At 52.3% G+C, this 26,628-nt stretch carries 22 protein-coding genes; 7 read left to right on the top strand and 15 right to left on the bottom strand.

The window, feature by feature from the left end; genetic code table 11:
• Positions 1-10: 10 nt before the first annotated feature.
• The 9 genes from WNE31_RS01010 to WNE31_RS00970 form a co-directional block, all read right to left on the bottom strand.
• Entirely contained in the window at positions 11-1,087 is a 1,077-nt protein-coding gene (locus tag WNE31_RS01010) for an EscU/YscU/HrcU family type III secretion system export apparatus switch protein (protein WP_349977720.1), read from the bottom strand.
• Positions 1,084-1,851: a flagellar biosynthetic protein FliR gene (locus WNE31_RS01005; RefSeq protein WP_349977719.1), complete on the bottom strand. Its 768-nt coding sequence runs from the start codon at positions 1,849-1,851 to the stop codon at positions 1,084-1,086. The genes WNE31_RS01010 and WNE31_RS01005 overlap by 4 nt, the downstream gene beginning before the upstream one ends.
• A complete protein-coding gene (gene flhA, locus WNE31_RS01000; protein WP_349977718.1) occupies positions 1,848-3,917 on the bottom strand; it encodes a flagellar biosynthesis protein FlhA in 2,070 nt (689 codons plus the stop codon). Before flhA ends, WNE31_RS01005 begins: the two co-directional genes overlap by 4 nt.
• Before the next feature lie 13 nt (positions 3,918-3,930).
• Positions 3,931-4,677, bottom strand: a complete 747-nt coding sequence (locus tag WNE31_RS00995; RefSeq protein ID WP_349977717.1) for a transglycosylase SLT domain-containing protein — start codon at positions 4,675-4,677, stop codon at positions 3,931-3,933.
• A gap of 70 nt (positions 4,678-4,747) precedes the next feature.
• On the bottom strand, positions 4,748-6,952 hold the full coding sequence (locus tag WNE31_RS00990; protein WP_349977716.1) for a hypothetical protein: 2,205 nt from the start codon (positions 6,950-6,952) through the stop codon (positions 4,748-4,750).
• Positions 6,949-7,818, bottom strand: a complete 870-nt coding sequence (gene motA, locus WNE31_RS00985; RefSeq protein ID WP_349977715.1) for a flagellar motor stator protein MotA — start codon at positions 7,816-7,818, stop codon at positions 6,949-6,951. The genes WNE31_RS00990 and motA overlap by 4 nt, the downstream gene beginning before the upstream one ends.
• A gap of 117 nt (positions 7,819-7,935) precedes the next feature.
• Complete coding sequence (locus WNE31_RS00980; protein WP_349977714.1) at positions 7,936-8,538, bottom strand: MotE family protein; 603 nt, start codon at positions 8,536-8,538, stop codon at positions 7,936-7,938.
• A complete protein-coding gene (locus WNE31_RS00975) occupies positions 8,535-8,897 on the bottom strand; it encodes a hypothetical protein (RefSeq protein WP_349977713.1) in 363 nt (120 codons plus the stop codon). Before WNE31_RS00975 ends, WNE31_RS00980 begins: the two co-directional genes overlap by 4 nt.
• A gap of 17 nt (positions 8,898-8,914) precedes the next feature.
• Complete coding sequence (locus WNE31_RS00970; protein WP_349977712.1) at positions 8,915-9,403, bottom strand: flagellar basal body-associated FliL family protein; 489 nt, start codon at positions 9,401-9,403, stop codon at positions 8,915-8,917.
• Positions 9,404-9,520: 117 nt separating this feature from the next.
• Here WNE31_RS00970 and fliF point away from each other — a divergent pair, with 117 nt between their 5' ends.
• The 4 genes from fliF to fliP are packed head-to-tail and all read left to right on the top strand — an operon-like array spanning position 9,521 to position 12,726.
• A complete protein-coding gene (fliF, locus tag WNE31_RS00965; RefSeq protein ID WP_349977711.1) occupies positions 9,521-11,119 on the top strand; it encodes a flagellar basal-body MS-ring/collar protein FliF in 1,599 nt (532 codons plus the stop codon).
• Positions 11,116-11,715 (top strand): FliH/SctL family protein, encoded by a 600-nt coding sequence (locus WNE31_RS00960; RefSeq protein ID WP_349977710.1) that lies wholly within the window; start codon positions 11,116-11,118, stop codon positions 11,713-11,715. Before fliF ends, WNE31_RS00960 begins: the two co-directional genes overlap by 4 nt.
• Before the next feature lie 4 nt (positions 11,716-11,719).
• On the top strand, positions 11,720-11,989 hold the full coding sequence (locus tag WNE31_RS00955) for a FliM/FliN family flagellar motor C-terminal domain-containing protein (RefSeq protein WP_349977709.1): 270 nt from the start codon (positions 11,720-11,722) through the stop codon (positions 11,987-11,989).
• Positions 11,989-12,726 (top strand): flagellar type III secretion system pore protein FliP, encoded by a 738-nt coding sequence (gene fliP / locus WNE31_RS00950; protein WP_349977708.1) that lies wholly within the window; start codon positions 11,989-11,991, stop codon positions 12,724-12,726. The genes WNE31_RS00955 and fliP overlap by 1 nt, the downstream gene beginning before the upstream one ends.
• Before the next feature lie 66 nt (positions 12,727-12,792).
• On the opposite strand, the gene WNE31_RS00945 is transcribed toward fliP, so the two are convergent.
• The 5 genes from WNE31_RS00945 to WNE31_RS00925 form a co-directional block, all read right to left on the bottom strand.
• A complete protein-coding gene (locus WNE31_RS00945; protein WP_349977707.1) occupies positions 12,793-13,908 on the bottom strand; it encodes a flagellar basal body P-ring protein FlgI in 1,116 nt (371 codons plus the stop codon).
• A complete protein-coding gene (locus tag WNE31_RS00940) occupies positions 13,905-14,909 on the bottom strand; it encodes a hypothetical protein (protein ID WP_349977706.1) in 1,005 nt (334 codons plus the stop codon). Before WNE31_RS00940 ends, WNE31_RS00945 begins: the two co-directional genes overlap by 4 nt.
• A gap of 7 nt (positions 14,910-14,916) precedes the next feature.
• Positions 14,917-16,335, bottom strand: a complete 1,419-nt coding sequence (gene flgK, locus WNE31_RS00935) for a flagellar hook-associated protein FlgK (RefSeq protein ID WP_349977705.1) — start codon at positions 16,333-16,335, stop codon at positions 14,917-14,919.
• A gap of 28 nt (positions 16,336-16,363) precedes the next feature.
• Complete coding sequence (locus tag WNE31_RS00930) at positions 16,364-17,665, bottom strand: flagellar hook protein FlgE (protein ID WP_349977704.1); 1,302 nt, start codon at positions 17,663-17,665, stop codon at positions 16,364-16,366.
• A 98-nt stretch (positions 17,666-17,763) separates the two neighbouring features.
• Positions 17,764-18,597 carry a flagellar motor protein MotB gene (locus WNE31_RS00925; RefSeq protein WP_349977703.1) on the bottom strand — a complete coding sequence of 278 codons (834 nt, stop codon included), beginning with the start codon at positions 18,595-18,597 and terminating at the stop codon, positions 17,764-17,766.
• 108 nt (positions 18,598-18,705) lie between these two features.
• Between WNE31_RS00925 and WNE31_RS00920 the strand changes: the two genes are divergently transcribed.
• The 3 genes from WNE31_RS00920 to WNE31_RS00910 all read left to right on the top strand — a co-directional run bounded on the left by WNE31_RS00920 (position 18,706) and on the right by WNE31_RS00910 (position 25,846).
• Positions 18,706-20,637: an autotransporter assembly complex protein TamA gene (locus WNE31_RS00920; protein WP_349977702.1), complete on the top strand. Its 1,932-nt coding sequence runs from the start codon at positions 18,706-18,708 to the stop codon at positions 20,635-20,637.
• Between the two features lie 179 nt (positions 20,638-20,816).
• Positions 20,817-24,080, top strand: coding sequence for a translocation/assembly module TamB domain-containing protein (locus tag WNE31_RS00915; RefSeq protein WP_349977701.1), 3,264 nt, complete (start codon positions 20,817-20,819; stop codon positions 24,078-24,080).
• 77 nt (positions 24,081-24,157) lie between these two features.
• Positions 24,158-25,846 carry a sulfatase-like hydrolase/transferase gene (locus tag WNE31_RS00910; protein WP_349977700.1) on the top strand — a complete coding sequence of 563 codons (1,689 nt, stop codon included), beginning with the start codon at positions 24,158-24,160 and terminating at the stop codon, positions 25,844-25,846.
• Here WNE31_RS00910 and WNE31_RS00905 read toward each other — a convergent pair.
• Positions 25,838-26,596 (bottom strand): CpsD/CapB family tyrosine-protein kinase, encoded by a 759-nt coding sequence (locus tag WNE31_RS00905; RefSeq protein ID WP_349977699.1) that lies wholly within the window; start codon positions 26,594-26,596, stop codon positions 25,838-25,840. The genes WNE31_RS00910 and WNE31_RS00905 overlap by 9 nt on opposite strands.
• Between the last annotated feature and the right edge of the window lie 32 nt (positions 26,597-26,628).

Raw genomic sequence — 26,628 nt, 5'->3', positions numbered from 1 at the left:
CGGCTCATTCTCATAGCCGCGCTCTCTTTCTCATATCGTCCGAGAACCGGATCGCTGCTGCGACGGCGAGGTAGTGTTCAGGCTGTATTTCGTTGCCGATTTCGACAGAGGCATATAGCAGGCGTGCGGCTGGGGGATCGCTGTGAATTGGTACACCTGCTTCCTGTGCGACTTCCCGCAATTTTAGCGCAATTTCATCAACGCCTTTAGCAACGCATTTTGGTGCTTCATGTTTCTTTCGGCTCCATTCAAGTGCAACTGCAAAATGTGTTGGATTTACGATAATCACGTCAGCATTTGGCACGGCCCCTAGCATCTGGTTTAGGGCGATATGCTGGGCGCGCTGTCGTCTTTCTTGTTTGAAATGAGCATCCCCTTCGGATTCTTTTGTTTCATCCTTGACCTCTTTTTGGGTCATCCGGTGCTTCCTTAGGTGTTCGTGCCGCTGCCAGGAGAAATCAACTGCGGCAATGGCGGTTGCAATAATCACGGCAATGAACATGAACGAAAGCACAAGATGCCCGAGACCGACCAAGGCCTGATTTGGCTTAGTATAAAGAAGCCCGACAGTTTGATTGAAGTTTTTCTGAAGAAAGACGCCAAGGCAGAGCGTATAGATCAGAAGTTTGAAAAAGCTCTTTCCAAACTCGAAAAAACCAGAACGACCAAACTTGGACTTAGCATTTTTAAACGGGTCGACACGACTCAACTTGGGTTGCAGTTTTGTCGGCGTAAACACGATTGCCCTTTGGGCCAGTAAGCCCAGAAGGACCAAAGCGGCGGGAAAAACAAACAACGGCGTAAAGGCGAGCAGGGCTTCTAGCACCCATGCACCGAGCGCAGCGGGAGTGTCGTTCTGAAAAATCTGTTGTGCAAATCGCTCTGCATCGTCGAATGGATGCCGCAAAACTTCGGCGGAGTCTGAAATGAGGGCAAGGCCGACAGTGATTAGACACCCCCAGAAGCCTGCATACCCGCACGCAACTTGAACATCCATTGATTTGGCAATTTCCCCCTTCTTACGGGCGTCCTCCAGTTTTTTAGGGGTTGGCTCAAACGGTTTTTCCGAGGCCTCTTCAGAACTCATAGATACCCCCATGGAGGAAAGGAAAGGAAGCGTTCAAAATTTTGCCACCAGACCCAAAGTATCAGTGATGCTATTAAGGACAGCACGACCAATGTGCCAAGCAAGATCGCGGGCGCTCCTACAAAGACGACCATCAATTGTGGCATGGCGCGGTTAATGGCGCCCAAGGTCAAGTTATAGAGGATGGATATCGCCAAGAAGGGCGCCGCGAGTTGAAAAGCCAATGAAAACCCTGCGGCCATCCTTTCAACGCCCAGTTCAGCAACGCCGCTTGGGTCAGGAAACGCTCCGATTGGAAAAGCAGAGTAGGAGTTTGAAATATAGATCACCAAATACTCGGGCAATCCCATGATCATCGCGAGCGTGATCCCGCCAAGCATCAAAATTTGCCCCATTGCCGAGTTGGGTTCCACCCCTCCTCCGCCCAATAACTGCGATAGTGAGGTTGCTTGTGCGGCTATGGAACCTGCGATTTGCAATGCAAAAACAAGGACACGTAAGAAGACCCCAAGGATCAGTCCGACTGTAGCCTCAGAGAGGGTGAAAATCGTAAAGCGCACAGGATCCAAATTCGCGGACTGTAGTGGCTCAACCATCGGAGTCACGACAAGTGTCAGCAACACCGATATGGTCAATTTGACGCGGACCGGAATGGCCTGCTCTCCAAAACCCGGGCTAAGTGCGACGATTGCACCGACACGTACGAAAACAAAATACGCTAGCAACATACTGTTTTCGGCCCATTGGAGCAGGTCATTGGTCATACTGGGACAACACCGATCACAGAAGGTTTCGCGCCTGTCCCGATTTCCTCGAATGACAAAACTGGATTTGAAAGGCCTTTTGCATTCATGACGGCACGCAGGAATCGCCGCCGTCGCGATGTAGTTGCAAGAGCGGCAAAGACTCCGTTTTCTCCGGCCGAGGCAAGTTTCTGTGCGATCGCATCTGCTAAGTTGCCAAATATTTCCGGAGGCAGGCCGATGTTTGAACCGGGATCCGGTCCCAGCTGGTAAGATTGAAATGTATCTTCCCAGCCAGGATCCAGTTGAAGTAACGGTATGGTCCCGTCCTCGCGCCGCAATTCTGATACAAGCTGAAATCCCAAACGTTGCCGAACATATTCACAAATTGCTTCGGGTTGCCCCATATGGCGTGCTTCTGAAATCGCTTCCAGTATCAGCGGCAAATTACGGATCGAGACGCGCTCTTCCAGCAAAAGGCGAAGAATCTTGTGTAGCAGATCCAAAGGCACTTTGTCTGGGATAATTTCGTCTAACAGCTTTCGATTGGCTTCTGCTCTTACCGGATCGGAAAGGCTGACCATTTCATCCAAAATACGGTGCAACGTGCGCAGGGTAAGCAAGCGATCGAAGTTCCGTTTGATAGTTTCCAGCAAATGGGTGGCCAATACTTCAGCGGGGCCTACAGTTGTGACCCCTGCTAAAGCAGCCATTTCGCGGTCCTGACTTGAAATCCATCGAGCAGCAGCCTGATACACCGGTTCATCTACATCAATGCCGGCTGGAATTTGAACTGCGGCTTGACCAGGCAACAAAGCTAGCACTTTCCCGGGGTACAACCTAGCCTCAACAAGAGCAACGCCTTGTATTCGAATGACATACGTGCCGTCTGGCAGGCTGGGATCATCCGTCAAGCGGATTTCGGGCAGAATAATACCATAACTCTTCGCGATATGGGTTCGCATACTGTCTATGCGCACATCAATTCCGCTGCCGGGGTCCAGAACCAGATTGACCAGATCCGTTGAGAATTGAAGATGAATGTCATCAAGTTCTAATATGTCACCTATTGTTTGTTTGGGCGAAGAGGCCTCTTTGGATTGCGAAACCGCTCGCTCCACATCTTCGGTTTGATCCTTTTGTGATTGCGTGTACGCAATTGCGAAAAGTAGAAAAGAACCGATGGTAAATGGAAGGAAGGGAAGCCCCGGTACAACTGCAAAAATCAACATCAGCAGGCCAACTGTGCTAAGAGCGGCCGGGTGAGATCCGAACTGTTGAAACAGCGTCAGATCGGTAGATCCTGTTGTCCCGCCTCGTGCAAGCAACAATGCAGCTGCGATCGAAATGATGACCGCGGGAATCTGGGTTACAAGGCCATCACCAACCGTCAAAATGGCATAGGTTTCAAAGGCTTTTGATAGCTCCATGTCGTGAAATGCGACACCCATCACAAGGCCAACGACGATATTCAGAAGTGTAATTAATAGACCGGCAACGGCGTCGCCCTTTACGAATTTCGATGCACCATCAAGTGATCCAAAGAAGGTGGTTTCTTGCTGTTCTCGTTCTCGTCGTTCTTTCGCTTCTTGATGGTTGATAGCGCCAGCAGACATGTCTGCATCAATTGCAAGCTGCTTGCCTGGCATGGCATCTAGGGCAAAACGCGCACCTACTTCAGCCATTCTGGCCGCGCCCTTCGTGATTACCATGAAGTTTACAATGAGAAGTACACAGAAGACGACCAAACCCAGAAACAGGTTGCCACCCATGACGAAACTTGAAAACCCTTCGATGACCTGTCCCGCGGCTCTCGTGCCCTGATGCCCCTGGCCAATAATGAGCTTTGTGGACGAGACATTCAAAGCGAGGCGTAGCATCAGGGATGCCAAAAGAACTGTCGGGAAACTTGAAAAATCCAGCGGCCTTTCGATGAACAAGGTGATTGTAAAGATCAAGATTGCTAGCCCGAATGAAAGGGCCAAGCCAACGTCCAGCAACACGGCAGGGACGGGCAAGATCATCATCACAATGATCGCAATCAAGGCGACAGAAAGAAGAATGGTCGGATTAAGTTTACTTGCCATGTTCAAGGAACGCTCAGTTTTTGTTGAAATGAATCATGGGGTTTGGTGCTTCTTGCTGTAGAGGAACCAATGAACCTAAAGACGGTGTTGGCAGAGAAGGTTTGGTCAAAAGTGGAAACAAATTCTCACGCAAGTTAGTGCGTGGGATATGGTTGTTAGATGATTCTAACGGCGGTGCTTTATGAATTGCCTCGAAGCTCTTGTTGAACGCGCGCAGGTATCTGCTCGCATGTTTTGGCGTGCGAGAATGGTAGGCTCCGATCGCACTTGGCCAATCTCCTTTCTCCTTGTAGAGGCGCTCAAGGAATTTTGCGGCATAAAGGGCGTTCTTTTCGGGTGAAAGCATCTCTTCAAGGGATTCAAAGGCGTCGCCATGCCAGCGATAATTGATTTGGAAGCACCCTAAATCAAAATTCTCCACTCCAGATTGGCGCTGTTTCATTACGAATTTGTGCGCTGTACTCACATCATCGAACCAGAACCCTTTTCCGTTCAGATTGACGGCCCATGGCCATGGGCCAAATAGGCCCCCGTGTTTTTTGCCCGTTTCCGTACGTGTGATCGCGCGCAGGATGCTAAGCGGCACGCCTGTTTTGGATGACGCGAAAAGCGCGGCCTTTTCACAAAGGGTGCTTGGGTGCGATGGTGTTTCCACAGCGGCAAAAGCCTGTCTCGAGAGCAACGCAAAACACATCGCCAAGAAAACAGGAATTGAACACCTAGGTGCTTTGCCTCCCACTGTGATTGAAAACAAAATCATCGCCCATTGCCTTCTGCAACTTCTTTATTGCCAAAGCTAAACAGCAGAGATTTATTTTTCGTAATCGCATTTAGTTCGGTGGCGCATTGACCAAGCTGCTGCGGTTCAAAATGAACTCGCTCAGGAGTGTTCGAATTTCGGCGCTCTGCTGCAACGCTTGGGTCCCGGCAGCGATTTCCGAAAGGTCGGAAACTGTTTGGTTCGATTGCAGTGCATGAATCCTAGCAAAAGCTGCGAAAGACGCATTTTTTGATTTGCCAAGCTCTGCCCACTCGCGCGCCAATACTCGTTCTTTTTCAGCCTCTTCATGAGCGCCCACATCGGAATACAGCCTTCCAGATTTTCTATGCTCCCCGATCTCAGAGAGTATTTTTGCACGTAAGTGTCTTGCGGACGGGGTATCGACGCCAAGAATGTCTGCTGCGGCTCGGTGGGGCTTGTGTGCATTGAAAGAAGCGGTTGCACGCAAAACCTTGGCTTCATCGTCAAGCTGATGCCCAAACTCTTGAGCCAGAAAATCTCTGGCCTGGTTATAAAACCCTTCACTTATAAAACGGTGCGCCAACCGCTTTCTAGCGTTTAGAGTAAGAGTCGGGTCTTGTGGATCCATGGATGTCGCAATCAACAGGAAGTCTTTCGACGATCCGTAGTCTGCAAGTGCAACCAACGCCTTTGATTGAAGTGTGTCTTTAGTGGACTTGTCCAGAGTTTGTTCCTCATTCGATAGCAACGCAAAAACTTCTTGGAAGTTCCCCGCCAGTATGAGAGCCCGTAAATAGGTGCCGGCGGCTTCGGGCTCGACATCTGTGTCGCGCATTTCAAGAGCAAGCGACTGGGCCAGCGAGAGAGTTTCTACATCAGGAACTGTTTGATCTTCTTCTTTTATCTCAATCTTTTTCTTCAAGGCCATCGAAGTGGTTTCTGATCCCGATAAATGAATGGCATCCAAGACACTCTCAGCCTTTTGAAACTGATCGTCTGCTATCAAGAGGCTCGCTTTGCTTAACATTTGTTCGTCCGAAGGTGTCTGCCTAACGCGTTGCGATGCGTCTAAAACCCTGGAAGCCAAGTCAAGCTTATCAGATGCCAGCAAAAGATCGACCAGACGCGGCCCTAATTGATCTCTAAGTGCAGGGGTTAACCTATTAAATGCGAGGAGAAAGGCCTCTTCATCAAGACCTTTCGGAAATGTGATTTTCTGTGACAAGAAGGTGAAAATCGAAACGCTGCCACCGCATTCAAGGTATTCGACAGGAATTAGTTCTGCCTGCCTTTGCAATCCGTCTACAACCACTGAGGCTCTCTTGAGAAAATCTGAATCAATGCTGCGGTCTGACAAAGTGCTAAAAAGCTCATAGGCTTCCGCTCCAAACCCATTCGACACATAAAATTCTGCGAGTTCGATCATTGCCGAGGTCTCGAATGCGTAATGCTCGTTGATTGCGCTCCGACGCAATTTGCCGAGTTTGGAGTGAAAAGATCTTTTTGCCTCCTCGCCGAAATCGTTCAATAGGTCTCTGGTTGGACAATCCCTATCCATAGTACCGCTTCTCAGCACCAAGTTTGGTGCTTCAAATTGCGTGTGTGTGGTCTCGTGAACTTTAAGTTGTGAAGGAGGGACTGTGACCTCTTGGCTTGGTTGGGTGTCGTTGCTCCTGACTTGTGAGAGGAAAATCTTATCCATTGGCTTGTCGTCAGAAGCTGGAGTGGAGGGGGTCAGAAGGTCTTGCTTTATAGCCAGAGAAATTTGCTCCTTAAGGGGCGTACCTACAGAGTTTGAACCCGGATCAGCCGGCAAATACCTGTCAATCGAAACTGCGTCCTTTCTGATTTGCAAAAGGTTAGGAAAAGACACTTTATTCAAATTCAGAGTGTGTGTGTGAGGCTGCGCCGTACCTTTGGGTAAATCAGTTTCAGAAGCCCGGATATCGATAATGACATAGCGGTTTTCGTATTTGCTCGCAGCGGCTTTACAATCGCAGGCCAGCGAAAAGTTGAGACCATTTCCCGCGTTGTTTGTCGCTAGCGCCGACAGCCGCGTTCTGGGTATACGGTCGAAAACTTCAGAATATTCAAATTTGGGATTTTCGTCATCAACCGTAAGTGAATACCCCGTCGCGCTAGGTGCGAAATCCCAACCCGACTCTTCGTTGGGTAGTGTCACTACGATGCGGGTAAAGTCTTCATGCTCGCCAGATTTCAGGATAAATTCTGCAGCTGGGGTGGGCGCTGCGTATAGAAAAAGAGACAATAGCATAAAGATGCGAACGATCATGCTGCATCCTTTCTGATCGATTTCAGTGCATCTTCGAGTTCAGAGAATTGTGGTCGACAATGTGCTGGCGTGTTTTGTCGCCCAACTTCGATACATATATTCGCGGGATGGCTATGGAGGTTCGCTATCAGCACTTCTCTGATCAAGCTGTAAAAATGGCTGTCTTCCTCGACAACGGAACGCAGCTTTGCTGCAAAAGGCCCCACCAAACCATATGCAAGAAAGACGCCCAGGAAAGTCCCGACAAGCGCACCGCCAATCATTTTTCCCAATATCTCTGGAGGCTGATCGATGGACCCCATGGTTTTGATCACACCTAGAACGGCCGCAACAATTCCCAGAGCAGGAAGGGCATCGGCCACAGTTTGCAGGGCGTGACTCGAATGAAGTGCGCTATGGAGGTTGGTTTCCATCCGTTTCTCGAGAACTTCTTCAACCTGGTGAGGGTCGTCATAGTTCATTGAGGCGGACCTGAGCGTATCAGCAATGAGAGCGACAGCTTCTTTGTCGGCTTGAATTTTTGGATACTTCCCGAATATTTCCGACTCTTCAGGCGCTTCGATTTCTCTTTCTATCGCCACTGGATTCTGTTTCGCCAACCGGATCAATTCGAAAAGAAGGCAGAGCAAATCCTTGTAGTCATCATGGTGCCATTTGGGCCCTTTGAAAACCTTTGTGATATCTTTGACGGTTTGCTTGATCGCATGCATGTCATTGCTTATTAGAAACGCTCCAATTGCCGCACCTCCGATCATCATCATTTCAAAAGGTAATGACTTCAGAATGATGGCCAGCTTTCCCCCGGCCGCAAGGTACCCTCCAAACACCATCGCAAAAATTGTGACGATCCCAATCAGCCCAATCACGTTCAGTTCCTCTCAGGATGATTTGCAACTAGAAGTCCGCATTAAACTGGCGCAGCCCTGTTGTTACGAACTTGGAAAATGATGGCATCAGTTCGTTAAAGAATACTGAGGAATGACCTACTTTGTTGGGGCTTCGGCGTTCCTGCCCGCGATGACGACACTTATGGTGTAGGCGGCTTGAGGAGACAGGCCTGCCATGATCTGTGCGGCAGAGTCTGGCCTCATGCGACCCAGAAATCCGGCAGCAAATTCGGGGGCCATTGTTTCGAACAATGCGGCTGCATCCTTAGGTTTCATATTTTCGTAAACGGAGGTAAGTCTGCTCAAATCGTCTTCGGCAGCGGTAGACGCGAAAGCGATGGTTTGTTTTAGGCTTTCTTCGATCGCGACTAGTTCAGCAAGTTTCTGATCGATTGTCTCTTCGGCTAGGGCCAGCGTTACCGATCGCATTTGCATTTCCTCTTCTTGGATTTTCAGCGTTTCGTCCCGTTTTGCGAAAAGATCGAGAACCTGTCGCAAGTCTTCTGGTGTTTCACAGGCCTCGGTCGTCGCAGGAGCTCCCGGCTGAGCACCAACGTCGTCGAATGATGTTTCGCGCGCAAGGGCCTGCCCCGTTTCTGAGCCAATTCGGATTGCTGCCGAGGCGAAAAGACACAAGGCAACAATTGACAGGCTTCCGCGCTTTACTCGCAGTTTTGGGGCTTTACCCATTTCACTCATGTTGCATCCTCGGTGGCCTTGGCGGGGTGGCGAAAGAACACGGCTTCCTTTTCTGCATTTGGGGTAGGTTGCGAAGCTGTCGAAGGCAGATCATGCATAGATGCCACAAGCAACTCGAGGCGCTTGGAAGACTCATCGGCTCGCCTTGTCAGTTCGGTCAGGTCCTCCGCTGCTCGCTGCGCAGCCTCCTTACCTTCAGCGAGTGCCTTGGTGAGGTCGTCGACCTGTGCCGAAAGTAGGGCCACGGCCCCCCCAACACCGGTTTGAAGGTTGTTGAAGCGTGAAAGCCTGCGCCCTAGGATCAAACAGTAAAGTCCTGCTCCGATGGCGCCCAAAACTAAAAGAGCGTCTGCAATCATTTCCATCTCCAAGCCTTTCAGTTCAATACAAACTCCATGACGAGCAAATCGTTTACCCGGCCCGGCCCAACGACAACCTCGATTCGCCGCAGCATCTGAGCTCTGAGCACCATTAGCGCGCCGGGTGCCTCTAGATCGGATGCCTCCAGGGCCCTCAGGTAGTTGTTGAGAACGTCTATGATCCGCGGCAGGAAATATTCGACATCACTTTGGTATTCAGGTTGAATTTCGAGTTGTGCCCGAAACCTCAGGTGTTGGCTTGATGCATTTGGCCCCAGCGAGACAATGATCGGGTCCAGCGGAATAAATGAAACTTCTGGAAGCGGTTCCGGCTCGTCTTGGCCAACACTTTTTCTTTCCTCGCTATCAGTCTTGAAAAGCAGCCCGGAATATCCAGCGTAGAACATACCGCCACCCCCGACCACCGTCAGCAGTAGACTCAGGAGTAACCACTTTTGGGGAGCGCGTGGCTGCGGGTCTTGTACGTTTTCCGAAGTAGCAGTCATTCAGACCTCCATTTTTTCCGCCACCGTAGCCTAAGCGATCAGTCACTAACCGATTGTTAAGCCTGATGGGGGAATGTCGCACAGAAACCGTCTATTTAGATTCCACTGGAGGGACCTGTGCAAAAATTTATGTCGCTTTGGTCGTCTTTGGACCTGCGTCGCAGAATCATGCTGTGTGCTGGAGCCGTGGTTCTGGTGGGAACGTTTGTCGCTATTCTTAGCGTGGTATCTGCGCCCAAAATGGTCTTGCTGTACGGTGGATTGGAAGAAAAGTCTGCGGGAGAAGTCTTGTCGGCACTTGATCAGAACGGGGTCACCTATTCCGTAAAAGGTGACGGGATTTATGTGCCGGAAGCTAGGCGTGATGCATTGCGGCTAACCCTTGCTAGCGAGGGCATTCCGGCGAATACGAGTATGGGATACGAATTGCTGGATTCTTTGTCTGGCTTCGGTACCACCTCTCAAATGTTCGACGCGGCTTATTGGCGTGCCAAAGAGGGAGAGCTTGCTCGGACAATTGTTTCCAATCCGCAAATAGCGAATGCGCGTGTCCATATCTCCAAGGCAGGGGCCTCGGCGTTTAGAAGGAATTCGAAACCAACCGCTTCTGTTTCCATCGTGTCCCGAATTGGAGGCATAGAACCCAACTATGCCCGAGCGCTTCAGTTTCTTGTTGCCTCCGCGGTTTCAGGCATGGCCCCGGATGACGTGAGCGTCATTGATAGCCGGGAGGGTATCATAAGCGGAACCGGTGCAGTTGAAATCCCAAATGAGGGCTTCGACAAGTCACAAATCTTGCGTGAGCGGGTGCAAAGATTGCTTGAGGCGCGTGTCGGTCTTGGAAACGCAGTTGTTGAAGTTTCGGTTGAAACGGCAACAGAAGAAGAAATCGTTCATGAGCGTATCTTCGATCCTACAAGCCGGGTGGCAATTAGCACGGATACGGAAGAACGCAGCAACCAATCAGAAAATTCGGGCCAGCCTACGGTCACTGTCGCCTCGAATCTCCCGGATGGAGACGCTGCAGGTACAGAAAATTCGCGCGACCAGAACACTGAAACACGCGAGCGGATCAACTATGAAGTGTCTGAAACACAACGTGAAACCGTACGTAAACCAGGAACTTTACGTCGGATTTCCGTTGCAGTGCTCGTGAACGAAGCCTTGGTTCCGGATGCTGATGGGAAACTGGTTTCAACCCCAAGGGCAAGCGATGAATTGGATGCGCTGCAGGAGCTGGTCAAGTCTGCAATTGGCTTTAGCAGTGAGCGCGGCGATGTAGTGACACTTAAGTCAATGTCGTTCCTTCCCATCGACGATCTTGGCAGTTTGCCTGAACGATCAATTTGGGGGAATGGTCGGATAGATACTAACACATTGGCCCAATTGGGAGTGATCGGCATTTTTGCTGTCCTGCTTGGGCTTTTCGTTTTGAAACCAATTTTGATTCAAAATCCTCAAAACCTCTTGGAAAGACCTACCTTAGATCCTCAAAAGCAGCAGCAAGCTAATAATGAAATTCAAGAGCTTTCTACGCCGATTGCACAAGGCGAAATCCTGCCCGCTGATCCACATTTCGCAGAAACACCTGTCCCAGCAACGCAAAATCCTACGGTGGCGCCGGTTGAGCGGTTACGCGCACTCATTGCTGACCGTCAAGATGAAACCGTGGAAATCCTTAGAAGCTGGATGGATCAGCGAGAGGGGAGCAAATGAAGTCTCTCGCTGATATTTTGCAAGACTTCGGAGCGAGCTCCGGAGCGGTTTCACCCAGTGAATTAAGCAAACCTGCAGATGACGAAGAACTGCTGGATACGTTTGAGCAAGGATACAAAGCCGGCTGGGAAGATGCGATTCGTGCCAAATCCGACGAAATAGCCCATGTTTCGACGATATTAGGCCAGAACCTTCAGGAAATGTCGTTCACCTATCATGACGCGAGGACCACAGTTCTCGCGGACCTCGCGCCGCTGTTTTCGACCCTCGTTGAAAAGATACTTCCAGAATTCGCACGTCAAACAATCGGGCTTCAAATTGTAGAGCAACTGAATAAGCTTGCTGATAAAACGAGCGTTCACGAAGCTCAGGTCCATGTGGCACCTGCCGAAGTTGAGGCTGTCAGGGCCGTGCTTCCCAAAATGGATGCATTGCAGATTCACGTCGCGCCAGACCCGATGCTCGACGAAGGTCAGGCTCACATCTCGATTAATGGTCGCGAACGGCAAATAGACTTTGAAGAGTTCTTTTCAGGTCTCAACAAAACTTTCGAAGCTTTCATTTACCAAACCCAGAAGCAACGCGAGCAAGAGTGACGCCATGCCAAACTCAGTTTCCTCTCCATTTGGATCTGTTCCGATCAACATCACCGTTTCCGTCGGCAAGGCGCGTCCATCGATCGGAGATCTTCTTGAGTTAAAACCCAATACGGTTTTGCACCTCGACAAGAAAGTAGACGATCCTGTCGAACTCTATATCGGCGAAAGGCTGATTGCTAAAGGTCATCTTGAACAACAGGATGATTCGGATACGGGTCAACTAGTTGTGCGTCTGACGGAAATCTCAAACATACATGACGGGACACTCTGATGCGGCGCTCGGGTTTCGTATTAGGCATCATCATCGCCATTACTTTACTTTGGACGAAACCTATTGCCGCGCAAGAACTGTCGATTTCGATCGGCGAAAACGGTTCCCTGGCGACAACAAGCATTCAACTTATTCTGTTGGTGACTTTGCTGAGTTTGGCCCCCGCGCTGGCAATAATGGTGACTTGCTTTCCTTTTGTGCTTACTGTGTTGTCAATTTTGCGACAGGCAATTGGACTGCAACAGTCGCCGCCAAACATGATGATTGTCAGTCTGGCGTTGTTCTTAACCTACTTCGTGATGGAGCCAGTTTTTACGATCGCGTGGGAGCAGGGGATTTCGCCTTTCCTGAACGATGTGATTCCCCAAGAGCAGGCCATCGAACTGGTATTACAGCCCTTCCGAGTTTTCATGGCGGACCGGCTAGATACAGACACGCTTGAGACCATTTCAAGTTTGCGGATGGAAAGCGGCGTAACGGAACCTTCTCCAGATGTTCCATTGTCGGTACTGCTGCCCAGTTTCATGCTCTCTGAGATATCGCGGGCCTTTCAAATCGGCTTCATCATCTTTCTACCGTTTCTGGTAATCGACCTTGTAGTCGCAGCAATACTTATGTCGATGGGTATGATGATGGTGCCGCCAGCGATTGTATCGTTGCCATTCAAGCTTGGCTTCTTTGTTCTTGCGGACGGTTGGAGCCTAGTAGCTGGAAGCCTCGTTCGAAGCTATTTCTGACAGCTCTCTTCAAAAAACACCCGCCATCAACTTGGTGTCGGAACCTGCAACTGGCAGGCGTTGGCATCATTGAACGATGAATTCGGCATGCAATGCCCCTGCTGCCTTGATCGTTTTCAAGATGTCGATCATGTCGCGTGGCTGCACGCCAAGAGCGTTCAGCCCTTCAATGACTTCGCTGAGCGATGTGCCTGCGGGGATTTCTGCAAGTTGAGTGCCTTCCTCTTCGTTAAGCTCTGCTCCGGTACGTGGCACAACTACTGTTTGCCCGTCTGCGAAGGGGTTGGGCTGGACAGCAATGGGCGCTTCCTCAATGCGTAAGGTAAGGTTGCCTTGGGCAACAGCGACCCTTGAGATACGTACATCGTCCCCCATCACGATCGTTCCTGAACGTTGATCAACCACGACCCTGGCTTTTCTTTCGGGTTCAACAAGCAGGTTTTCAATTCTTTCCAAAGCGTGCGCAACTGATGGCATGTTCGATGCGGCGATCCTCAAACTCACGGTTCCCGGATCAGTCATAATTGCGACCTGTCGTCCAAAACTGCGGTTGATGGCACGCTCAATCCTGGCGGCTGTAGTGAAGTCTGGTTCACGCAGGGCAATCCGTAGTACGTCCATATTTTCAAATGAGAATTGCACTTCGCGTTCGATTCTCCCGCCGGCTGGGATCGAACCCGAGGTCGGAACTCCCTTTACAATGCGCGCTGCTTCGCCTTCGACCTCGGCGCCGCCAGCAATCACCGTGCCTTGCGCAACGGCATAAATTTGTCCATCCGCAGCATTCATGGGCGTCATGATGAGCGTGCCGCCTAGCAGGCTTTTGGCATCGCCGATTGCCGAAACAGTGACATCGATCTTGCTTCCGGCGCGCGCGAAAGGAGGCAACGTTGCTGTTACAAACACTGCAGCAACGTTCTTGGGGCGAAACTGTTCACCGGTAATGTTGACACCGAGCCGCTCTAGAATATTTGACATCATCTCTTCGGTAAATGGCGCATTTCGTAGACCATCACCCGTTCCATTCAGGCCGACCACCAGACCATAGCCGACAAGGTCGTTTCCGCGCACACCATCAATTTCGACTAGGTCCTTAATGCGTATCTGGTCTGCATTTCCCGGTCCTCCCAGCATCAGGGAGGACGGCAAAAGGACTGAGAATATAAGTGCAAAGCGTATCATGAGAGATAATCCATCAATGAAAGCCGGTTCAGTTTTGCCGTGATCAGGTACAAGCTTTCTAACTGGGTGGTTATTGCTTCCAACCGAGTGGCGGCTTCATATTGGTCCACTGATAGAGCTTCTGTAACTGCCATTTCTGATGCGGCGCGCGCGGATTCATTCGAGGCGATAGCTTGGTCTAGGTACTCAATGGAACCACCCAAAAGCGCCTCAAGCTCTGTGAGTTTCTCTTGACTTGCCACCAGATTTGGTAGCGTTTGGGAAATGACGTGTTGCCTTTCCTTTGATGAAAGTGAGTGCGAATCTTGTGATAACAGCGCGATAGTGGCTAGGTTCGCCAGCGTTCCGCGCAAGGCTTCATCATTGGCGCGCAAGTTGAAATCAATGCGAGCTTCCGCTGAGACTTCAATCGGCTGAGCAGATGTTATCGATCCCCTGTAGCCGTTGGTTTCAAACCCTCCTCCGGACGACATAAACCAATCCTGCACGGTTTGCGCAAAAGTCGCGGGGTCGGCATGTTCTGCGACATATTCTGCGACATCGCTCAGCATTTGATCGGCGGACAGTAGCGGATTCTGGTCAAGCCGCGCACCGGCAAACACCGCCTTTCCCGCTATGTTGGTATTGAGCGCGTTGACCGCCGACTGAAAATTTTGCAGAGCCATATGAGAAATGGATTTGGCGCTTGTCGCGTAAATGGTGTCATTCAGGCTAGCAATCCTGTTTGCCAAGTCACCGGTCATATCACTCAGCGAAGAGATGGCTGCTGTTGCAGCATTTAAGGTGAGTTTCGTCTCGCCGGCATTGAGGCTGTATGTCTCAAGGCGACGTAAGTTAAGTTGCAAACTCGCAAGTTCAGAAAAGTTACCTTCCAAGTGCTGCGCGGGATCCGAGGAAAGACCCGTTGCCAGCTCTTTTGATGCTGAGAGCACATCGGTACGGAGGTATTTATTTTGATGGCGTAGAAGGAGGTGCTGTGCCAAATTTCCAATGCTTTGCATTCTTACCTCACATTCTCAAAAGTGTTTCCATAAGCTCATCCAGCGTTTGCACAACGCGTGCGTTGGCGGCGTAGGCCTGTTCAATCACAAGGAGATTTTGCATTTCTGCGTCGGTGTCGACGCCATATGACAGCTCGATTTCCTTTAGTTGCGTGTGTTTCGCGGAGGCAAATCCTTGTGTCTTTTCTTGTTGTATTCGGTTTGAGGCAGCGTTCGTTTCCAAACCTGCTGCCAAGTCGAAGACGCTTGCCAAAGACGCCGTGCCGGCAACCCGATCAATGCGCAAAGCAGATTTCATCGCCGAAAGTAGCGCATTTTGCCCGGGCTCACCGGATGATAATGCTCCCAAACCGTCGCGCAATTTCCAGACGTCAAATGCGCCATCCCGAGAGACAAAGGCGCTCACCTTTAGACGACCGGACAGCCCTACGACATTCATCTCTGATACTCGCGCGTCTTCGTCGGTAAACAGCGCAGCTTGAGAAGGTCCGAGAGTGTGGTCGACATTCGGGTCCTGGAAGCGGAGAGACAAATCAAGCGCGGCCTTGTCCAGCTCGTTTTGAATTTTGGGTGCAAGCTCATCTCTGATCTTGAAAACAGCTTCCAGAGCACCTCCAGAGAGGGACTCTCCTGCCGGGCGACCGCGATACATTACCTCCGAAAGCAATTCATTCTCTTGCGACATGTGCGCGGTAACAAGTGGTGTATTTGAGAATGCCAGTTCCGCTGGCGCACCATCGAGCAGGATTGCGCCCCCATGGGAAAAAAGCGCAACTTCTCCATGGTCACGGCGCGCCACGCGGACCGGTACGATTTCAGCGATTTCATCAATCACTGTTTGTCTTTGGTCAAAGAGCGCGGCGGCGTCGTGGTTGTTGACATCAGCGGCAATGATCAGCCGGTTCAGTTCGGCAACACGATCCAGGTTTTCGGAGAGGGTGGAGACAAGTTTGGCTGCCTCAGCATCCGCGTTTCTGCGCATCTCCTGAATTGCGTCAGAAACATTGTTAAACTTGCTTGCGATGCGGTCGGCAGAGATCGACACCGCTTGAAGACGATTTTCCAGATCCGGTCTGCTTATCGCCATGTCCAAAGCTGCTTCGAAGTCTGCAAAACGGGCGGAGAGGGAATGATCATCCAGCGGTGTACCGATCAGACTCTCAACTTTTGTGTGAAAGGCAAGCAGTGTGTTTGAATGGGCGAGATCGGCATCGGCCATGCGTCGATCAGTGATAGTTTGTTCATTGACCACGCGCGAGACACTGGTGACCGAAGCCCCAGCCGGATTCGTGGCTTCTACGTTAAGTTCCCGCCGCGCAAAACCTTCGGTCATGACGTTTGCGACATTGGCGGATACCAGTTCGGCTCTTTTTGACGATACTAAAAGCCCACTTAGCGCATTGGCGAGGGCGTTTGAAATACTCATCGATCAGCCTTTCTCGGAAGTGTGTAAATCAGCGTTTGATGTTTGTTGTTTCCTGCAACATTTCATCAACCGTCTGGATAACCTTGGCATTCGAACTATAAGCGCGCTGTGTTTGGATCATGTCCGTCAACTCACCCGCGACATCTGTTGCTGACTCTTCCCGTGCGTAGGCCACAACATCACCCGTGGGGCCATCGCCAGCGTTCCAGAGGAAGAACGACCCGCTTTCAGGAGAGGGCAGATAGGTCTGGTGGTCCATTGCCACCATCCCATTTGGGTTCGGCAAATCTACAAGAGGAACCTGGAAGATCGTCCGCGTGATCCCGGTGTCAAAGAACGCATGGACAAACCCGTTCGAGTCTACTTCGACTGATGTCATGTTCCCAACCGGTGAGCCATCCTTTGAGATTTGAAGAGGCGCAAAGGAATCCGACAGTTGGGTCAGGCCATCGTTTGTACCCAATTGACCGATGTTGATCTCCATTGGTCCGCCGGCCACATCGACAATGATTGAGCCCATAGCAGGATCATAGGTGCCACCAGACATAGCCGTTACGCTGGAAAGTGTGCCACCAGATCCGCGAGAATCATCGAAGGTGAGGGTGTATTCACCCACAACAGTGTTCTCAGATGCCGAGTCGCGAATGCGCATTGTCCATTCATTCGACGACCCGGAGGCGGGCACCGTCGGAACGAATTCGACCAAGAGGTTTTCAGAGGTGCCAAGGTTGTCGTAGTATTCTACCGACAGTTCCTGAACCTCGCCATCCGCCCCTGCACCGGTCTCGGTTGCGGGCAGGTTTACCCCCAAGGACATCCGGGTGGTTGGTTCGCCAGTCAGTTGGTTTACGTTTATCTGCACAGGCTCCAATCCATCGCTTGTGTCGCGTGGATAGGTGGGAACCGTGCCATCCGCGTTTGCGGGCCACCCCAGAAGAACCAAGCCGCTTTCAGTTGTGAGGAACCCTTCGGCATTGGTACGGAATGACCCGGTCGACGCCAGAAGCATCTGGGTGGTTCCATTTTCAGCAGACATTTCCGAGACGCTGGCAACCGGTAGCATCCCGCGCCCCCTGACAGCGAGGTCTGTGGGGTTAGAGGTTGTGACCAGGGCGCCGCTTTCGTCAATGATGCGCTGTGTGGTCGACCGGACGCCTCCAGCAGAATAGCTCCCGCCCGAAGAGGAAATGACCATGGAATGGAAATCTGATTCCATCCGCTTGTAGCCGTAGGTCGCGGAGTTCGCGATGTTGTCAGAAATTGCCGCGAGCCTGCTGGCATTTGCCGCCAGGCCTGCGACGCCGGCATTCAGAGAAGAGGAAATGGTCATGGACACGCCTTTCTGCAGTACCAATTCGATTTGGTACAACACCTAGGCGCGGCTGACTTAACAGGCGGCTAACAACTAAAATCTTCCAGATTTTTGGGCTATTGCTTGCGCAGCAGAATGACCTCGATTCTGTTGTGCCTTGCATCCAGCGGGTCGGGAAATTTGCGTTCTTTGTCCGCGTGGCCGGTGACGCGCTGCATCCGGTCTGGAGAGATGCCATGCGCTTCGAGAAGTTTCCGGACGCTTTCCGCACGTCTTGCCGACAAGGGCCAAACTGCCTTTTCCGCGCGCACCACTGGTTCGGCAGCGACATGCCCCTCTACGGCGATGTTGTTTTGAACAATCAACGAGGCACGTGCCACCGTGCGGATGAGATCAACCAAAAGCCGGGTTGGCGCGTCGCCCTCAAAGACAAACAGCGGGCTGCCCTCCCTGTCGAAAAGTTCGATGACCAACCCTTCGTCTGTTAGGCGAGATGTAACATGCTTGAAAGAGTTTTGGTCGATGAGGCTTTCCCCGCCATTCCCAAGCAGAAATTCCTCCACTTCCCCGAATTTCTGTGCCTCGGCGTCTTGCTGTTCCTGATCTACGGTGCGCTGTGCCGGTTGACCTGTTTCTTCACCTTTAAACGGAAGACCGCCACGCCCATTGCGCGCAAGCAGTTGTTGTTCAAACACATTGCTGCCTCCGAACATACCTTCACCCCCACCGGATATCCGGTTGATCGGCACTGTTGGACTAAAGTAGTCGGCAATTCCTTTGCGTTGTTTTTCGGTTGTTGCGTTCAACAGCCACATCAACATGAAAAAGGCCATCATTGCCGTTACGAAGTCGGCATAGGCGACTTTCCAGGCACCACCGTGGTGACCTTCGCCTTTGACAGTCTTTTTGCGTTTGATGATGACTGGTGCGACGTTTGTCGACCCACTCATTTTCACCACCTATTACTCACCCAGTACAAGGAGTACGGGTGAGAAGTTTCCAAACTCCTAAGGCACCTCTGGGCCCCAACTTGGAAGAAAGGCGCTTTTCTCTCAAATTTGGGCATTTTGTATCGAGGTTACGCGCGCAGTGATTGTTTCTATGGCTTTGAGGGTTCATGTGGCCTAGATTGCTGCGTAAAGACATACGATTTGCCCATACCCAGAGCAGTTGAGCACGTCACCTTGATGAAGAATGGCAAACTGAGCAGTTTGAAAATCAACCTGGCATTTATTGTTTTGCTGGTTTTCGCGGGCGTTTCTAATTCTGCTCGGGCGTTCGAGCTTGTGTGGACAGGCACGGCCTCGGAAGATCTTCTGAAATCTTTGCAGAATGCCTCTTTGCTTGAAACCGCCAAGCGAGACAACGTGACGGATGTGCAGGAAATCATCGCGAATGCGCAGGCAGAGTACCGCCGTCTGATTTCTGTGCTTTATTCAGAGGGCTTTTTCGGGCCTCGCATACATGTCTTCGTGGATGGCCGAGAGGCCGCCACATTGCCGCCGTTTCAGCGGGTCACTGCAGTTTCAAAAATCCAGGTAGACGTCACGCCGGGCAGCCCTTTTCAATTTAACCGGACTGATGTGTCCCCCCTCGCGCCCGAAACCGATCTGCCAGAAGGTTTTGCTCCGGGCAAACCAGCCAGAACATCAATCATCACAAACGCGACGACACGTGCATTTCAGGCGTGGCGGGCGGCTGGCCATGCCAAGGTCGAAGTGGCGGGGCAACGTCTGACAGCGAACCATAAACAAAGCACGCTGGACGTTGATATTGATATGAACCCCGGTCCTTTCCTGCGGTTTGGCAATCTGACCATAAGCTCCGAAAGTTACGTCCGCGAGAGCAGGCTACGCGCACTCATGGATTTGCCTTCAGGCGAGTCTTTTGATCCCGAAGATCTTGAGGATGGCAGAAAGAGACTGCATCGCACTGGCGCATTCCGTTCGGTGACGATTGCAGAAGCCGACGATCCCAACCCGGACGGTACTCTAGACATTGATCTTGCGGTCACGGACGAGAAACCTAGGCGGATCGCTTTCGAAGCGGAACTTGAGTCGCGCGATGGTTTGAGCGTGTCGACCTACTGGATTCACAGAAACATTTTCGGGGGTGCAGAACGCCTGAGGCTTGAAGGTGAGATTTCAGGGATTGGTGCGCAGACTGGCGGCATTGACTATATTCTGAGTGCAGAACTTGTCCGGCCCGCCACGTTCAATGCAGATAGCGAAGTCGCCTTTCGGATCGAAGCAAGCCAGATCGACGATCCTTTCTATTTCATGAAACAATTCGAAGCTGCCTTTACGTTCACGCGGGTCATTTCAGACGAATTTCAGGTCGCCGCCGGTTTGCTTTATCAAAGAAGCAATGTGCGGGATGATTTCGGAAACAGACAGTTCTCGACATTCGGTGTGCCGGGTATGATCACTTGGGACAAGCGCAACGACCAGCTTGATGCAACCAGTGGCTATTATCTGCGTGGCACCGTGATGCCTTTCACGGATTTCATGGAGGGTGCTTCAGGAACCTATATAGAGGGGGACGCAAGGGCGTTCTTTACACCCGGAAACTCGGGTGTGACCTTTGCGGGCCGGTTTCAGTTCGGATCCATCATCGGCCCGACGCGAGCGACCACTCCACCAGACATGCTGTTCTATACCGGCGGCGGCGGAAGCGTGCGCGGGCAACCGTATCAATCTAACAACGTGACCGTCGGTGGGATCACCAGTGGTGGCTTGTCTTATTTCACGGTCTCGGGCGAAGTGCGCTACAGGTTCCGCGCCGCGATGTCTTTGGTGGCCTTCTACGATTTCGGTTTTGTTGGCGAGACGAGTGACTTTGAGGGAAGTGGCAATACCCATTCCGGCGCGGGCCTTGGGTTCCGTTATCACACGGATTTCGGGCCGGTGCGGATCGACCTTGCTGCGCCTGTCTCGGGAAACACCGGTGACGGGCTCCAGCTATATGTCGGGATTGGACAGGCCTTTTGATGCGTTGGCTTCTGCTCATATCCTTCATAATTGCACCATTGGTCGTGTCAGCTCAGGAGGCTGAGGATGACAAAAGCCGTATTACCAGATTTTTGGAAAACGCTCTTTCAGGCGGGGGGCGCGAAGTCGTCATAGAAGGATTCAAAGGCGCCCTGAGTTCCACGGTCACAATGGAAAGCATGACGATTTCCGATGCGGATGGCGTTTGGTTGACCTTGGAAGATGCCGTTCTGGACTGGAACAGAGCCTCTATTTTGCGAGGGGATATTCAGGTCAATGAATTGCGGGCTTCGAAAATTCTGTTACCCCGGTTGCCCAAAACAGAACCGGCCCCCACCTCGCCAGAAGCCACGCCCTTTGCGTTGCCCGAACTCCCGGTGAGTATCAATATCGGGGCGCTTGAGGCCGACTCTCTGTTTCTGGGCGAGGATATCATTGGCACCGATGCAACCTTCACAGTGGGAGGTGCGTTTTCCCTTGCCGGAGGTGATGGATTGGCCAGGTTTGAGATCAACCGGACGGATGGGCATGACGGTGTTTTCGATTTGGATGCAGGCTTCAGCAACGCCACGCGCTTGTTGAAAATCGATCTCTTTGCGCAAGAGGCGGAAGACGGGATCATCGCAAATCTTGCGAACCTGCCTGACCGTCCCTCTCTCGAGTTCTCGATAAAGGGCGAAGGCGAGCTTGAAGACTATGTTGCGCGCCTTGAATTGAAGACGAACGATGAAGAGCGTCTTGCGGGCTTTGTGGCGATAAATGTTGTTGCGGACCCTGACCAGCCCACGCCGGCGCAGGGAGCGCCGCTTGTTGACCCGATGCGCGTCTTTTCCATAGATCTTCAAGGTGACGTCACACCGTTGTTTGCGCCGCAGTACCAAGATTTCTTCGGTGAAAATGTCTCGATAACGTCGGTTGTCAGGTCCATGGCAGATGGGCGAGTGCGTCTGGATCAACTGTTGCTCCAAACCGCACACTTTTCGGTCAAGGGTGATCTGGCCCTTGCGCCAGATAAGATGCCCAGCCGTTTCAACCTTGATATCAACATGGCAACCGCCGATGGCGCGCCTGTATTGCTGCCGCTTCCTGGCGAAGAAACCCGCCTTTCAAGCGCACGGCTGATCGCGACATATAACCAACTGTCAGCCGATACATGGAACTTGCGCGGTCGCATTAACGGGTTCGATCAGGCGTCCCTACAATTCGATACCGCCGACCTAGAAGGCTCGGGGGATATTCTTTTGGGCGATGTGCCCAGCATCACTGCGCGGGTCTCGGCGGATATTCTGGGCATTGAAACGGCGGATGAAGGTCTGCGAGAGGCTTTGGGTAGCGCATTGAACTTTGACACAGAGCTTTCGTGGCAAAAGGGCGGGCCGCTTTTTGTTGAGGAGCTCTCGCTGAATGCAGAAGGATTGGAGGCCACCGCGACGGCAGAGCTGTCTGGAAGCGGGCAGGATCTTGCCGTTGAGGGACAGGCAAAAGCACGGATTGATGAACTGTCCGGGTTCTCCAAGATCGCCAAACGCGACCTCAAGGGGGCCGTCTCTACCGAGCTTTCGGGCAATCTGTCGCTCTTGGCTGGGGCGTTTGATGTAACGCTTTCTGCCATCTCCAAAGATCTTGGTGTGGGCATTCCACAGGTCGATGCTCTGGCGGCAGGTGAAAGCCGTGTGCTGGTCTCGGCAAAGCGTGATGCGACAGGGATCACTTTGAGGCAAGCGTCGCTCGAGGCTGAAAACGTTACAGCCGATGCAAACGGCACCCTCAATAGCCAGAATGGTGACCTCAAATTTAAGGCTGCGCTTGCTGACACAGCCCTTCTGGTGCCGGATATTTCCGGACCTGCCGCTGTCGAAGGGCGGTTGCAGCAATCACCCGCAGGTCTACGGGCACAGGTTGATGCCACTGCCCCGGGCGATACGGTATTGTCCGCTCGACTGACTGGCGATGAGACCGGGGCGTTGGCTGCGACTCTCGATGCGGAGATCGGCAATGTCTCTACCCTTGTTCCAGGCTTGCCGGGATCCGCAACGATGGATGCAGATGTGGCGCAGACGGCAGACGCTTGGGATGTTCAAGTCGCGCTGGAAGGATCAATCGGTGCAAATGCGCGGGTAAGCGGTACCGTGTCCCAAGATTTCCAGAAGGCTGATCTGGTTGCAAACGGGTCGCTGCCGCTTGCTCTGGCCAATTCGGCGCTCAGACCAAATTCGGTACAAGGAAACGTCGACTTTGATCTGGCCTTGACGGGCCCTCCGACTGTTCAGAGTTTGACGGGAAGTCTTTCAACAGCCGGGGCGCAGTTCGTTCTGCCTGAATTGCAGTTCGTTCTCTCGGATATTGCGACGCGCGTAGATATCGCCAACAGCCGCGCAGATATGCGCCTTTCAACCAATGGACGCTATGGCGGTCAGATCAGTGTGACTGGCGGGGTGGATATGGTGGCGCCGTTTGCCTCAAACCTCGACATTGCGCTCAATCAGCTCATTTTCCAGATGGGCAGCCTATTCAGCACGACGCTCAATGGCGGTATACAGGTTTCCGGTCCCCTGGCGTCACGGCCCGCAGTCGCCGGAGATATCGGGCTTTATGGAACGCAGGTGCGCCTGTCTACCTCTGCGCTGGGTGGGGCTGGTGCCGTTCCTGAGGTGGGTCACGTAAATGAACCCGGCGCCGTGTTCCAGACCCGCAAATTTGCCAATCTTGTCGTCGAAGAATCCGAAGGTGATTCACAACCCTCGGGAACTCAGGTTGATCTTGATATCTCTGTACGTGCAGCCGAACGGATCGTAGTGGATGGGCTTGGGCTTCATGCGGATTTCGAAGGTGGGCTGGACGTAGTGGGGACGAGTACGAACATCTCTACGGACGGTGAATTCGATCTCATGCGCGGGCGGCTGGCCTTTCTTGGGAAGCAGTTTGAATTGACCGAAGGGTTCATACGTCTGGCGGGAAGCTTCGTTCCGGATATGCGGATCGTGGCAGAGACGCGGTCTGGTGATACAGATTTTGACATTGTCGTTTCCGGATCTGCCGCGAATCCACAACTGGACATGACATCAGACCCTGAATTGCCCGAAGAAGAAATGCTATCGCATTTGCTGTTCGGAAAAGGTGTATCCAACATTTCCGCCGTTCAGGCGGCGCAACTCGCCTCGGCTGCGGCCACACTGTCCGGCACCGGGCAACGTGCTTTGTTGGGAACGCGCAATGCGGGTGGGTTGGACGACTTTGGCATTACCACCGATGACGAAGGCAACGCAGGTCTACGTGCCGGAAAGTACATCAACGAAAACATCTACACCGACATTACTGTTGGTGCGAAAGGTGAAAGCACCATCAACCTGAACCTTGATGTTACAGACAGCTTTACCGTCAAAGGCAGCGTCGATTCAGAGTCTAACACGGGGATTGGCGCGTTCTTCCGGTTTGATTACTGAAAGTTTTTCGTGACCTTCGCGGGTTCGCTTACTACCCTGATGCTGAACATGTTTAGCAAAGCCGACAGGGATGTGAGATGGCCAAAGCCAAGAATGTCTTATTCATTATGTTTGATCAACTCAGGTGGGATTATCTGAGCTGTTATGGGCATCCCCATCTGGAAACGCCGCATATTGACAGGCTTGCCAAGCGTGGGGTGCGGTTTGCTCGAGCCTATATCCAATCGCCGATCTGCGGGTCTTCGCGTATGTCGACCTACACGGGGCGCTACGTGCACAGTCATGGCGCGAGCTGGAACGGTATCCCCCTGAAAGTGGGCGAGCAAACCCTTGGCGATCATTTGCGTGCGGCGGGTATGGGATGCTGGCTGGTGGGGAAAACCCACATGCGCGCTGATGCCGAAGGGATGGCGCGGCTGGGTTTGGAACCGGACAGCCTGATCGGCGCACGTGTTGCGGAATGTGGATTTGATGTCTTTGAACGCGATGACGGCATGCGCCCCGAAGGCCCTGACGGGATGTATGATCCGGGCGGCGCAAAGGCATATAACGAGTATCTGCGCGAACACGGGTATGACAGCGACAACCCCTGGCATGACTTTGCGAACTCCGGCCTCGACGAGGACGGGAATGTTCTTTCGGGATGGTTTCTGAAAAACTCTGCGTATGCTGCAAATATTGAGGAAGACGACAGCGAAACGCCTTATCTAACCCGGCGTGGGATCGACTTCATCAAACAGGCCAAAGGACCGTGGTGTTGCCACCTTTCCTATATCAAGCCGCACTGGCCCTATGTTGTGCCCGAGCCTTATGCGTCAATGTATGGGCCAGAGCATGTTTTGCCTCCGATTAGGTCCCGGTCGGAATTTGATGACGCCCACCCGGTCCTGAAGGCATTTATGGGCACCAAGGTTGGGCAGGCCTTTAGCCAGGACCACGTTCGTGAGGCGGTCATCCCCGCCTATATGGGGTTGATCAAACAGGCGGACGACCAGATGGGTATGCTGTTCAAGTGGCTCGAGGATACGGGAAAGATGGAAGATACCATGATCGTACTCACGTCTGACCATGGCGATTTTCTGGGCGATCACTGGATGGGCGAGAAGACCTTCTTCCATGATACCTCTACCAAGGTGCCCCTTATCATTTATGACCCCTCGCCCGAGGCGGACGCGACGCGCGGAACCGTGTGCGATGCCCTTGTCGAGAGCATCGACCTTGCTCCGACCTTCGTCGAAGTTGCCGGAGGACAGGTCGCGGATCACGTTCTTGAAGGGGAGAGCTTGCTTCCCATTCTACACGGGGCCCGAAACCGGACAAAGCGCAACTATGTCATCTGTGAATATGACTATAGCGCCTCGCCGATCGCCGCGCTGATGGACGTGGACGTGCGCGAGGCGGTGATGTTCATGGTTGCCGACAAGAAATGGAAGTTGATCCATTGCGAGGGAGGCTATCGACCCATTCTGTTTGATCTCGAGAGTGATCCGGAAGAGCTGAATGATCTGGGCGATGATCCAGAATACTCGCGCGTGATCAGCGACATGTATGACAAGCTTTTTGCGTGGGCACGTCGTCCATCTCAGCGCACGACCCGGTCGGCAGAGCAACTGCGGCAGATGCGGGGTAATCGCGGCACGGGCGTTGTTATCGGGATTTACGATGAAAATGACACACCGCTTGAGTTGACGGTGCATTATCGCAATCGCACCGCCCCCCCGTATCAAGACAGGCACGGACGCAAGGCAGGGCCGAAATCAGAGTGAGATACCGCCCTCGGCTTTATTCATAACGATTCCTGCAAGTGGTTTGATCCCTGCGATCAGGGATTCGACCCGCTCAATTTCTTCCGTCGTGGACACGCCACCGCCCACGACCAGCAGGACCGCGTCCACCTTTGGTAGAAAAGCCAGAACATCATCATGTTCCAGCGCCGGTGGCAAATCGAACAGCATCACGTCTGGACAGAACAAATCCTCCATCTCGTCGAGAACATCCATGGTCATCGTAGATTGGAAGAGTTCCGAGGCATTGTCCGCAGGTGCACCGGCCAATCCCAACCCAAGATTTCGCCCATGTGCGAGATAAAACTCTTGCGGGTCGATCCGACCTTCGAGGTATTTCTGCATCGACGCTTTGGGTTTGATACCGAACATATCCGCCAAACCGGGATTGCGGAGATCCAAGTCGATCAACATCGTGAAGACTTCGTCCAGCCGCAACAATGAAACCGCAAGGTTGGCGGCTACAAAGGTTTTCCCGCAAGTGTTTGTGGGCGATGTGATCGCGACTCGCTTCCAACCTTGTTCTTTCATAGTTTGCAACAATCTGGTCCGAAGCATGTCGAATGTCCGGTTCGCGGCATGTGTGCGTTTGGCCGTGACGATGTGGTTCTTGTCCAACAAATCGAGGTCAAATGGCACGCGCTGCAAATACCTCCAAACCTCAAGAGGATCCTGCACCGCGGGAAGATTGTCCGGCATTTCGTGATCTTCTATGAAATCATCATCGCTCATTTACGCATCCGCATTCTCAACGTTCCAGCCAG

Source organism: Shimia fortis (genome assembly GCF_040225985.1).
Classification (GTDB): domain Bacteria; phylum Pseudomonadota; class Alphaproteobacteria; order Rhodobacterales; family Rhodobacteraceae; genus Shimia.
This window is presented reverse-complemented; position numbering and strand designations above follow the sequence as displayed.